Source organism: Pseudomonas fluorescens, from assembly GCF_041354075.1.
Classification (GTDB): Bacteria; Pseudomonadota; Gammaproteobacteria; order Pseudomonadales; family Pseudomonadaceae; genus Aquipseudomonas; species Aquipseudomonas fluorescens_CE.
In genome coordinates this window covers 303,161-314,857 of record NZ_JARZGC010000006.1, presented here as the reverse complement: position 1 = coordinate 314,857, position 11,697 = coordinate 303,161, and the positions used below count along the sequence as shown (strand labels likewise).

The 11,697-nt window shown below is 64.0% G+C and carries 10 protein-coding genes; 4 read left to right on the top strand and 6 right to left on the bottom strand.

Going from position 1 to position 11,697, the window contains the following annotated elements; translation table 11 throughout:
• Nucleotides 1-72 precede the first annotated feature (72 nt).
• Nucleotides 73-498: an organic hydroperoxide resistance protein gene (locus tag QIW53_RS10920; RefSeq protein ID WP_371049650.1), complete on the bottom strand. Its 426-nt coding sequence runs from the start codon at nt 496-498 to the stop codon at nt 73-75.
• Between the two features lie 219 nt (nt 499-717).
• Here QIW53_RS10920 and QIW53_RS10915 point away from each other — a divergent pair, with 219 nt between their 5' ends.
• Genes QIW53_RS10915 through QIW53_RS10905 form a run of 3 tightly spaced genes read left to right on the top strand, consistent with a single transcriptional unit; the run spans nt 718 to nt 4,619 of the window.
• Entirely contained in the window at nt 718-3,555 is a 2,838-nt protein-coding gene (locus QIW53_RS10915) for a PAS domain-containing protein (protein WP_371049649.1), read from the top strand.
• Complete coding sequence (locus tag QIW53_RS10910) at nt 3,555-3,926, top strand: response regulator (RefSeq protein WP_371049648.1); 372 nt, start codon at nt 3,555-3,557, stop codon at nt 3,924-3,926. Before QIW53_RS10915 ends, QIW53_RS10910 begins: the two co-directional genes overlap by 1 nt.
• 30 nt (nt 3,927-3,956) lie before the next feature.
• Complete coding sequence (locus QIW53_RS10905) at nt 3,957-4,619, top strand: response regulator transcription factor (RefSeq protein ID WP_371049647.1); 663 nt, start codon at nt 3,957-3,959, stop codon at nt 4,617-4,619.
• A gap of 13 nt (nt 4,620-4,632) precedes the next feature.
• On the opposite strand, the gene QIW53_RS10900 is transcribed toward QIW53_RS10905, so the two are convergent.
• The 4 genes from QIW53_RS10900 to QIW53_RS10885 all read right to left on the bottom strand — a co-directional run bounded on the left by QIW53_RS10900 (nt 4,633) and on the right by QIW53_RS10885 (nt 9,459).
• Nucleotides 4,633-7,530, bottom strand: a complete 2,898-nt coding sequence (locus tag QIW53_RS10900; protein ID WP_371049646.1) for an ATP-binding protein — start codon at nt 7,528-7,530, stop codon at nt 4,633-4,635.
• A 163-nt stretch (nt 7,531-7,693) separates the two neighbouring features.
• The gene (locus QIW53_RS10895; protein ID WP_371049645.1) at nt 7,694-8,110 is read right to left on the bottom strand and encodes an organic hydroperoxide resistance protein; all 417 of its coding nucleotides are present in this window, start codon (nt 8,108-8,110) and stop codon (nt 7,694-7,696) included.
• Nucleotides 8,111-8,150: 40 nt separating this feature from the next.
• Entirely contained in the window at nt 8,151-8,549 is a 399-nt protein-coding gene (locus QIW53_RS10890) for a sigma factor (RefSeq protein ID WP_371049644.1), read from the bottom strand.
• Nucleotides 8,550-8,709: 160 nt separating this feature from the next.
• On the bottom strand, nt 8,710-9,459 hold the full coding sequence (locus QIW53_RS10885) for a creatininase family protein (protein WP_371049643.1): 750 nt from the start codon (nt 9,457-9,459) through the stop codon (nt 8,710-8,712).
• 308 nt (nt 9,460-9,767) lie between these two features.
• Here QIW53_RS10885 and QIW53_RS10880 point away from each other — a divergent pair, with 308 nt between their 5' ends.
• Nucleotides 9,768-10,334, top strand: coding sequence for a DUF4174 domain-containing protein (locus QIW53_RS10880; protein WP_371049642.1), 567 nt, complete (start codon nt 9,768-9,770; stop codon nt 10,332-10,334).
• 123 nt (nt 10,335-10,457) lie between these two features.
• Here the strand turns inward: QIW53_RS10880 and ampC are convergent, their stop codons facing one another.
• On the bottom strand, nt 10,458-11,618 hold the full coding sequence (gene ampC / locus QIW53_RS10875) for a class C beta-lactamase (RefSeq protein WP_371049641.1): 1,161 nt from the start codon (nt 11,616-11,618) through the stop codon (nt 10,458-10,460).
• Between the last annotated feature and the right edge of the window lie 79 nt (nt 11,619-11,697).

The following is an 11,697-nucleotide window of genomic DNA, read 5'->3' as shown; positions in this document are numbered from 1 at the left end:
ATCAGCTCCCTACGGTCATGGGACGGTTCCGGGCGCTCGGTTCAGCGCCCGGTTCGGATGGGGTGCAGCCACTCAGGCGAGGGTGATCTGCACGGCAATGTTGTTGCGCGACAGCTTCGAATACGGGCAGGTTTCATGGGCGGCATCGACCAGGGCCTGGGCCGACTCGCGATCCACGCCCGGCACGCTGACATTCAGGCGTGCCTGCAGAAAGTAGGCACCCTCGGCCGAGCACAGGTCCACTTGCGCATCGATGGCAACGGGTTGCGGCAGGTTGATGCTCATGCGCCGTGCGGCCAGGCGTAATGCGCCTTCGAAGCACGCGGACCAGCCGGCGGCGAACAGCTGTTCCGGATTGGTGCCAGCCCCGGACGATCCAGGGCTGGAGAGATTGACGTCCAGGCGCCCGTCATGGCTGCGGGCATGACCGTCGCGGCCACCTGTGGTGTGAACGTTGGCGGTGTAGAGCACATTCTCGGCGGCGGTCGGAGCAGGCATGGTGTTTTCCTTTTTGGATGTGTGAGGAAATTTCATCTCACCAAATCGCCCACTGCGGTCTCAATTGCACCAAGGTGTTATTGGCCTGGCCAGGACGCTCCCGGCGACCTGCGCACCCGCCGCTACACTGATGTCGGCATGCGACACCAAGGTATGATAGGCGGCGTATGGCTGGCGGGGGCATCCTCGCAAAATGGCGACCGCACTCTCAGGATCGGTATGGACAACGAGCTCGACCGCGTCATCGATGTGCTGCCAGGTGTGGTGTGGACTGCACTTGCCGATGGCCGCGTCGACTCCGTCAATCAATACTGGTGCCGCTACACCGGCCGTGCCCGGGAAGAGGCCTTCGACGCGGGCTGGCTGCGCGCCATTCATCCCGACGACCAGTCACAGGTGTCAGCGCGCTGGCAGGCCAACCTCGCCGGTGGCGAGCCTTGCGACCTCTGCGCGCGCCTGCGCCGCGCCGATGGCGTCTACCGGCGTTTCGTCCTGCGTGTGGGCCCGCTGGCCGACGGCGCAGGCGGCAGGTGGTGCGCAATCGCCACCGACATCGAAGATCATTGCGTCATCACCCCGCCCGCGCCTGCGACCGAGCCTGACCTGCGCACGCTGATCGACAGCATTCCCGCGCTGGTTTCGCTGATGTCGCCCGACGGGGAGCTGGAGTACGTGAACAACCACAATCTCCAGTACATGGGCACCACACTCGAGGAGCTGAGGGGCTGGACCACCAGTGAAATCATTCACCCCGAGGACAAGCCCCGGGTCATGCAAAGCTGGTCGCACGCGGTGGCGACCGGTGAGCCGTTTCACGAGGAGCAGCGCATCCGCCGAGCGGACGGCGCCTATCACTGGTTCGCTGCCAATGGCATTCCGATGCGCGATGACAGCGGTCGCATCACTCGCTGGTGGGTGATCACGGTCGACATCGACGAACACAAGCGCGACAAGGCATTGATCGCTCAGGCCCTGGTCGAGATCAGTGCCTCGGAAGCGCGTTTTCGCAGCCTGATCAACGCCGTTCCAGGGTTTGTCTGGAGCGCCGCGCCCGATGGTCATGTCAGCTTTCTCAACCAGCGCTGGTGCGACTACACCGGCATTGCCCTGCACGACGCGTGCGGCGACGGCTGGATGGCCTCGATCCATCCGCAAGACCACGATGCGCTCGCGTCCTATCGGCGGGTATTGGCGTCGGGCGAGCCGGGTGAGTTCGAAGCCCGTCTGCGCCGCTTCGACGGGGTCTTCCGCTGGTTCCTGGTGCGTGCCGTGCCGGAGCGCGACGAGTGGGGGCGGGTGGTGCGCTGGTACGGGGAAAATACCGATATCGAGGATCGCAAACGCGCCGAGATGCTGCTGGGTGGGGAAAAGCACCTGCTGGGACTGATCGCCGGCGGCACCCCGCTCAGGCTCATACTCGAAGCCTTGTGCGCTCTGGTTGAAGCGAGCTTCGACGGCGGCGTGTGCAGCATCGTGCAGATCGACCCCAACGCTTCGTATCGCCTGCCTAAAGCCGTCCCCCGCTTGCTGCCGGGGGCTGCACCGAATCTGCCAGCCGACCTGACCCCTGCTCCCGACGGTCACCCCGTGGACGCGACAGGATGCCCCAACGCCCTGGTCGCGATTCGCAACCAACAGGTGATCTGCCGGGACCTGACCCGCGAGCAGCGCTGGCCGCGCTGGTGTGCCAAGGCGTTGGCCCATGGCCTGCGGGCCTGCTGGTCGACTCCCGTGGCCTCGATCAGCGGTCAGGTGACCGGCGTCCTTTCGGTACTGTTTCGCGAACCGGGCGTGCCCGATGCCCGGCAGCAGAACCTGATTGCCCAGTTCACCCACCTTGCCAGCATCGCCATCGACCGCGCGCGCGGCGAAGCGGCGCTGCGCCAGAGCGAGGCGTTCCTGGCCAAGGCCCAACGGCTGAGCTCCACCGGGACGTTTTCGTGGCGTGTGGGTTCGGACGGCATCACCTGGTCCGAGGAGGTCTATCGGATACTCGACCTGGACCCCGGCGTGAGGCCCACGTTCGACCTGCTGTACACCCGCATCCATCCGGACGATCTCTCCAGTTACAAGGAGATGATCCGCAGCCAGCGCAAGAAAGGTCGCGACTTCGAGCACGAACACCGCCTGCAACTGCCGGACGGCACGATCAAGCATGTGCACCTGGTGGCCCACGCGATACCCGATGAAGACGGCGGCCTGGAGTACATCGCCGCCTTGCAGGACGTGACGCAGCGGCGGCTTTCCGAAACCGCGCTGGGCGAGGTTCGCTCGGAGCTGACGCATCTGGCGCGGGTGGCGAGCCTGGGGGCGTTGACCGCGTCCATCGCCCACGAGGTCAATCAGCCTCTGGCGGGCATCATCACCAATGCCAGCACCTGTCTGCGCATGCTCGGTGCCAGCCCGCCGAACGTGGACGGCGCCCTGGAAACGGCGCGGCGCACCATCCGCGACGGCAATCGTGCCGCCGATGTCATCAAGCGCCTGCGGGTGTTGTTCTCCAAGAACAGCATCAGCCTGGAAGACGTCGACCTCAACGAAGCGGCGCGCGAGGTCATCGCCCTGCTGCTGGGCGAACTGCAGCGGGGCAGGGTCATCCTCAATCCGGTATTCGCCGATGGCCTGCCACCGGTCAGGGGCGATCGGGTGCAGCTGCAGCAGGTCATCCTCAACCTGATTCTCAATGCCAAGGAATCGATGAACACCATCACCGACCGATCCAGGCACCTGCAGGTCAGTACCGGGCAACAGGACCGTCAGGTGTATTTCGAGGTCAGGGACAACGGCGCCGGTTTCGATCCGCAGGACGCCGAACGCCTGTTCAACGCGTTCTACACGACCAAACAGTCAGGCATGGGCATCGGCTTGTCCGTCAGCCATTCGATCATCGACAAGCATGACGGTCGTTTGTGGGCGCGAGTGAACGAGCTCGGGCCCGGGGCGACCTTTCGCTTTTCGATCCCGTTTCCACCGGCACCTGACCAGGCCATCGACATGAATGACACCCCAAGGCCGGACGCTGGAAGCGACCGTGATCTCACCAGAGAGGGTTTTTGATGGACAAGCCATTGCTCATATCAGTGGTTGACGACGACGAGTCGGTACGCGAGGCGTTACCCGATCTGCTCAAGGAGTTCGGTTTTGCGGTGCAAGCCTTTTCGTCGGCACAGGCGTTTCTGTCGTCCGGGTATCTGGAACTGACGCGGTGCCTGATCCTGGACGTCGCCATGCCAGGCATGTCCGGTCCGGAGCTGCAAAGGGAGCTCGCTTTGCAGCACTGCGCGATCCCGATCATTTTCATCACCGCGTTGGGCGATGCCGGGCAACGTCCGTTCCTGATGAGTCAGGGCGCGGTGGACTGCCTGATGAAGCCGTTCAGCGAGGCGGAGCTGCTCAAGGCGCTCAGCGCCGCCTTGCCGGTCAGTTGAGCACCGATCCATCCATGAGGAGACAGTCTGTTGAATGCCAATAACGTGTCAGCCGCGCAACAGGCGAACACCGCGACGAACAGCACGCCCATCGTGTTTGTGGTCGATGACGATATTTCCGTGCGCGAGTCGCTGGAGCTGCTGATCGGCCAGGCCCGCTGGCGACCGCAATTGTTCGAGTCCGCCCAGGCTTTCCTCGCCGAGCCGCGACCGCTGGTGCCCAGTTGCCTGGTGCTCGACATCAACCTGCCGGACTTCAACGGGCTGGATCTGCAGAACGCGATTGCCGGCGACCGCCCGAGAATACCGATCATCTTCATCACCGGTTACGGCGACGTGCCGCGCTCGGTACGGGCCATGAAGGCCGGGGCGGTGGAGTTCCTGACCAAGCCGTTCGATGATGAAGTCCTGCTGACTGCCATCGCCGACGCCTTGCAGAGCAGCCGTGTCGCCCTGGAACGCGAGGGCGAACTGCGTGTGGTGCGCGAGGCCCACGCGACCCTGACCCCTCGTGAGCAGGAGGTTCTGGACAAGGTGGTGGCGGGGAGTATGAACAAGGTCATCGCTGCTGATCTGGGCATCAGCGAAATCACGGTCAAGGCCCATCGCGGCAGGGTCATGCGCAAGATGAAGGCGCGCTCGCTGGCCGATCTGGTGAAAAAGGTCGCACTGCTTTCGCCTCAGGCCGATTGAGCCGGTCTGCCGGTCAGTTCGGCACGCTGCGCCAGAGCGTTTCCAACTGCCGCATGTCGAGGCTGTCGTGGCCTTCGATCATCTGTTCGCGGCAGGCGGTCAGCAGCTCCCTGGCCTGGGCCGTCCTGCCCTGTTCCAGCCACAGGCGAGCGAGGTCCATCGATGTCCTGAGTTCCCATGAGCGAGCCCCTTGCTGGCGGCTCAGCGTGATCGACTCGATGAGCAGGTCCTGGGTGACGAGGGCATTGGCCGGTTCCAGGGCCTTCAGGATGTTCGCCTTGATGCGCAGCAGTTCGGGGAGGGCGTAGGCGTCGCCACTGTGACGGCAGTGGTCGATGGTCCGTTCAGCCTGACACAGCGCTTTTTCGTGTTGACCGCTCAATGCCAGACCTTCGATCAGTGCCGTTTCGAAGGAACTGGTCAGCAGTTCGTAACGCATGCCTTGCAGCCGCGCCAGGCTTTCTTCGAGCAAGGCCACCGCGTTGCCGGGTTGCCCGCCACGTATCGCAATGGTCGCTTGCACGCCCAGGGTCGCCGCGACGTAAGGCGCCAGGGCATTGGCTTCGGCGATGGTGCTGAAGGTTTGCAGGCGCGCTGCAGCCTTGTCCAGATCACCGGTCCAGATGTAGATGCACAGCGTCCAGACCAGGGCGATGCAGTAGGTCACCGAGTGGTCCAGCGCGGCGGCCTCGGCTTCGACCTGTTCGGCCCAGCGTCTGGCCTGATCGGGAAAGCCGAGCAACCAGAGCGTGCGCGCCAGCGCCAGGCCGGTACGGTTACGGTGGTCAAAGCCGTAATGAACGGTGCTGCTGCGTTCGGACGGCAAGCTGTGGCGCAGGGATTTTTCCAGCGCCTCGCGCGCCCGTTGCTGGTGGCCGAGCAGGTGGTGGGAAATGCCGGCCAATGACGCGGCGACGGCGATGGCTTCGGGCTTGCCGATCAGGTTGCCCACCTCCACGGCTTTTTCGGCCCAGGTCAGGGACGAGGGGAAGTCGCCAATGCGTTCGGAAAAGATCTGCAGGCGCCCGAGCAGGCGCAACTGTGACCAGTGGTCGCCGAGTTCCAGGGCGATGTCCAGTGCCCGCAGCAATGCCTTCTGCGCCGCTTCGCTGTTGCCCCGGGTGAACATCAGCACCAACCCCAGGGCAGCCTGCAGTTCCATTTCTGTCGGCGTGCCGAAGTAGCCCAGTTCCAGCAACTCGGTTGCCCGGGAGCACCAGGCCCGGCATTCGACCATCAATGAAAAATGCAGGAACAGGCGGGCACTGGCCGCCGCCAGTGGCAGCGCGAGGCCCGGATCGCCCTGGGGGCCGAAACTCCATTCCAGCGCACTCCTGATATTGCCGAGCTGGCTGGCGAGGCGCGAGCAGCTTTCATAGATCTCCCCGGGCGTCGTCCCCAGGTGATCGAGCAGCCCGGTGAAATAAGCGGCGTGCCGGAAGGACAGGGCATGTGCCTCGGCCTCGCCGCGTTCCGCGAGTTTTTCCCGGGCATAGGCGCGGGTCATCTCCAGCAGGCGATAGGTCGCCATGGCGTCACTGTGATCGACGGCGACCAGCCCCTTGGCCGCCAGTTCATCCAGCGCCGCTGCGGCGGTGACCGAGTCGATCTGTCCGTCGGCAAGAATCTGCGAGGCGGCTTGCAGCGAGAACGGCCCGACGAAGATCGCCAGGCGATCGAACACCAGTTGCTCCCCGTCGCACAGCAGGGCGTAGCTCCAGTCGAGCATCGCGCGCAGTGTCTGGTGGCGCGGCAACGCCGTTCGCCGCCCCGACCAGCCCAGGGAAAACCGCTCGCCGAGCAGCGCATGGGTGGCTTGCACGCCGTGCGTGGCAACGCGCATGGCGGCCAGTTCGATGGGCAGCGCCATGCCCTCCAGACGGCGACACATGTCGGCAATCATCTGCGCATCGCCGGCTTCCAACTGCAGTGACGCGTTGCCCGACAGGGCGCGCTCGACGAACAGCTTCACCGCCGCAAACGCCAGCAACTTGTCGACACTCAGCGTCTGGGTCTCAGCCGGAAAGCCCAGGGGGCTGAGCCAGTGGGTGTGTTCGCCAAGGGCGCGCAAGGGTTCGCGGCTGGTGGCCAGCAAGGCCACCTCGGGCGCCGCTGTGCGTATCCGTTCGACGATGGCTGAAACGGCGTCGATGAGGTGCTCGCAATTGTCGATGATCAGCACCCGCTTGCGCGCCTGCAGGTGCGCGAGCAGCACGTGCAGCGGGTCGTCGGCCTGCACGGAAATGCCCAGCGCCGCGGCCAGCGACGAGGCCACCAGAGTGGCATCCTCGACCTGGGCGAGGTCGACGAAGCAGACCCGTTCCGGGTGACCGGCGCAGATCCGGTGCCCGACCTCGATGGCCAGGCTGGTCTTGCCGACTCCGCCGGGGCCGACGAGGGTGAAGAGCTTGGGCTCCAGCAGACGCTCGACGAGCATTTGCGCCGCCTCGTCGCGACCGACCAGCCTGGCGCGGGGCGGCAAACTGCCGACGCCACTGGCCGGGCGCTGGCTGGCGGCCTGGGCGCCAATGGGCGGGCTGACCGTCGGGCCGTCATCGAGCTGCAAGCGTTCGATGGGGGCGACGAAGGCGTAGCCGACGCCCACCTGCGTGGTGATGTAACGCGCGCCGTCTTCGCCGTCACCGAGCAGCTTGCGCAGGCCGGTCATGTGAAAGCGCAGGCTGCCTTCGGAGACCACGACGTCGGGCCAGACCTGTTTGATCAATTCGTGTTTGGACAGCACCCGGCCAGGGCGCTCGAGCAAGGCAATCAGCAGGTCCAGGGCCCGTCCGCCAATCTCCACCGCAGAGCCGCTCCTGGTGAGCAGGCGCTTGCCCGGCGTGACGCAAAAGGGACCAAAGGCGAGTTGCAGGTTCAGGGATTCATGCAAATCGTCTGGGACGGTCTCCACAAGGAACGCTCTCTGAAAGGGGCTGTGTTTTCGCTGCAAGTGAAAGGCGCACGCAAGACTGCATCATAGGTGTTTTGATTCAACGTTCAAGTACCCCGATCGGTCGGGCGGGGGAGACGGATCGGAGCATCGTGCGGGTGGGGGAGGGGCGCATGGCGAAAGGTCAGGCGAGGGACAGGCTGACGTCGATGTTGCTGCGGGTGGCTTTGGAGTACGGGCAGTTCTGGTGGGCCGCGTCGACCAACTGCTGCGCTATATCCGCTGCGATGTCGGGCAGTGATACGGCCAGTCGGGCCTGCAGGAAAAAGCCCTGTTCACCATGCACCAGATCGACCTGTGCATCGACCGCGGCGTTCGCCGGAAAGCTGATCTTGCGAGCGTTGCAGGCGTGACGGAGCGAACCCAGGAAGCAGGCTGACCAGCACACGGCGAACAGTTGCTCCGGATTGGTGCCTTCGCCAGGGGCTCCGGGCGCGGAGAGTTTGAGATCCAGTCGACCGTCGTGGCTGCGTCCTGTCCCTTCGCGCCCGCCCGTTGTATGGGTATGGCTGGTATAGAGGACTTTTTCGATACTGATCATGAACATTTCCTGATGCGCGCAGACGGCATTCGGGTGGTCTTCAAATGGCCCGCAGAGCGGCATGGCGATTCAGCAGGGGGACGCTGGGCAGCGGGGTGGCGACCTGCGCGCCATGCTGGCTGCGAAGATGCTCGAGCAGGGTGTCGCGGGCCGTTTCGATCAGCCACGCGCGAAACGGAATGGTCGAGTCGTAGGCGGCGCGACGTTGGTAGAGCGTCAGGAACGCTTGTTGGACCAGCGCTTCCACGTTGTCACGTTCGACCCGGGCGGCCTGTACCTGCCCTTCGAAAAACGCCAGCAACAGCGGCGTCACGGTGGCGATCAATTGCAATGAGGCGGGCGCGTCGTGTTCGAGGACATCCGCCATCAAGGCACAGAGTTCGTCATTTGCGGGACGTTCGTGTCTGTCCAGACAGTTACCGCGATAATGCTCGGCCATGATCGGATCCCTCTTGAGCCTTGGGTTCTACTGTTCATGGTCAACGGCAGCAAGCCAGGTCGCCATGGGTGCAGTGGTCAGGCTCAAGAGTGATGCGCAAGCGCCGGGATCACCAGTTATCCGCTGTTAGCGCTTGTTAGCTGGGGCAAGTCGCGCAGCGTTAGCGCGGAGGTTGTTCGCGACTGAACGCATCCAGTTCCCGAATCAGGCTTTGGGCCGCCAGCATGACCAGTTGGCCGCCTTTTTCCGGGGTCGCCTGGGCCGGGTGCGAGCCCATCCGGCCGTCGGGGAAACGTGCACGGAAATCATGGGCTTCGCGGATCGGGCCGGAATTGGCGATCTGCGGCGAGTACTGCGCCGACTTGATCGAGTCCGGGTAAGCCCATTGGGTCACGGCAATCTCCGAGGGAGTGGCATGGATGCCGTGGCCGGTCGGGAACTGTTGGTTGGCCAGCGCGGTGACGCCATCGAGGTCCCACCAGTTGCACAGTTTCAACGAGAACCCGGCCGGACGCCGGGCGAAACTGGCTTCAGCGTAAAGCTCCGAGAACGCGGCCTCGATCGAAGCAATGTTGCCGCCATGGCCATTGAGGAAAAAGATCTTCTCGAAACCATGGGCAACCAGCGAGCGCGTCCAGTCGCCAATGGCGGCGATGAAGGTCGAAGGGCGCAAGGTGATGGTTCCCGGGAAACCCAGGTGGTGCTGGGCCATGCCGATGTTGAAGGTCGGGGCGATGAGGATGTCCGCCGATCTCTGGGCTTCGTGGGCGATGATCTCCGGGCACATCCAGTCGGTGCCCAGAAGCCCGATCGGGCCGTGCTGCTCATTCGAGCCGATGGGAATGACGATGGTGCGCGAGCGCTCGAGAAACTGCTCGATCTCGGACCAGGTTGACAGAGGTAATAGCATGTTAGCCTCGCAAATCGATGGCTCCATTCGGAGCATGGGACATCCTGGGGGCGTGGCAATGTCGGGTTACAAGTCCCGATTGCCTGCCTGGCCATCACAGCACGGACGCACGCGGGGAGGACATTGCACGATGGTGTCGCTCGCGGTGGGCGCGAGGGTGCCCGGCGGGATCGTCAACGATGAGGCTGTTGCGCATTGACCGCCCTGACCTAAGCTTGGGACATGGCGAAACACAATTGCGGTGCGTCACCCGGAACGATCGCCGCGATGCGCAATCACTAGAGCGTGGATATCAAAAGGAGATGCGCATGCTCATCAGGTCTCTGACCCTGACAACCCTGCTGGCCTTCACCGGTCCCCTGTTCGCCGCCGATGGCGACTCGCCGCTGGATGTCTTCAAAGGCCTGGCCCGACCGCTGATTGTCATCGCCCAAAGCACCGTGGACCCGACCTGGGTCAGCCTGAAGAAAGCGCTGGACGACCCGGCCAACAAGCAGGGCATCGCCGACCGCAACATCAAGGTCTACAGCGTGCTGAACATGTCCGGCCAGCTCGACGGCAAGGACATCGGCCAGCAGGACACCATGGCGCTGATCCGGGCACTGAAGCTGGGCGCAGGGCCGTTGCCCAAGGTGATTCTGGTGGGCAAGGACGGCGAGAAGAAACTCGAAAGCTCGGGTGAAGAATCCAGGGCCCTGGACCTGCAGAAAATCTTCGCCACCATCGACGCCATGCCAATGGCCGAGAAGGAAGCAGCGGCCGCCGCACCACCGCCAGCTCCCGCCGCCGAGGCCGCCCCGGCCAAGGGCGCCAAGAATGCCAAGCCCGCCAAGCCGGCGAAACCGGTCAAGCCACCTGAGCAGCCGGATGATTGAGTGCGCCCCGGACCTCTTGCAGCAGCGAGCTTGCGGGAGGCGCCAGGACTGATCCAGTCACGATCATGACGCGGGGGCGCTCTCGGTTTTTTCGTCGGAACGCCGCCCGGAGCGAGCTCGCTCCTACAGGGCCTCCAACACCGCATGCGCAATCCGGATGCGCTCCGCGTTCGGATAATTGCGGTTGGCCAGGATCACGATGCCGATCTGCTTTTGCGGCACGTAAGCGACGTAGGCGCCGAAGCCGCTGGTTGAACCGGTCTTGTTGAACAGGGCGTCCTGGCGAGGTGCCTGGGGCGGATTGAGCCATTGCACCGTATTCGCTTCATAGGCCATCTGCGCCGAATTGCCGTTCAGCAAGGTGTCGAGCTTGACCGGGTACGGATAGAACTCCCAGCCCAGTCCCTGGGTGGTGTCGCCCACCTGGTAGTAACCGGTATGGGTGATGGCGATGGCTTGCTGCAAGGTTTTTTCCAGCCTGGCCGGCTCCAGGTTCGCCTGCACGTAGCGCAGCAGGTCCGACGCGCTGGTCTTCACTCCGTAAGCTTCGGAATCCAGTGCCCCCGGGCCGACCCGAACCGGCTGGTCATTCTTGTTGTAACCCTGTGCGTAAAGACTCATCTGATTCTGCGGCACCTTGAGGAAGGTGTGCTTGAGCCCCAGCTTGGGCAGCAGGATGTTTTCCATGGCTTCATCGAACGGCACACCCAGGCTTCGCGCGGCGAGATAGCCGAACAGCCCCAGGCTCGGGTTGGAGTACTGGCGATGGCTGCCGGGGGCATACAGCGGTTTCCACTGTTTGAAGTAGCTGAGCATTGTCTGCGGCGAGTCGGCCTCGGCCGGGAACTGCAGCGGCAATCCACCGCCCGAGTAGGTGCCCAACTGCAACACGCTGACAGTGTCGAATGCGCTGCCCTGCAAGGCTGGCCAGACTTGGCTGGCCTTGTCGGACAGGGACAGTTTGCCGCTGGCCTGGGCGTAGGCGGCGAGGGTGGCGGTGAAGGTCTTGCTCACCGAGCCGATTTCAAACAGGGTGTCGGCGCTGACCGCCTGGGCGGTTTCCTTCGAGGCCACGCCGTAGTTAAAGTAATGCGGCTTGCCGTTGACGGTGACGGCGACCGCCATCCCGGCAATGCCCTGCTGTTGCATGACGGGCAGGACGGCGCGGTTCACCGCAGCTTCGATCTGTGAGTCCGTCGCCTGGCCGGCCATGCAGTGACCTGCACCGAGAAGAAGTCCGAAAACACTGTAGGATAAGGCCTTGCTGAGTCTTAGGTTGTGCATGTGTGCGCCGCTGTCCCTGTAGTTTTTATCGGGTGGTCCTGCTCATTCCAGGCGGATGTCGAACGGGCCGCCGCTGAGC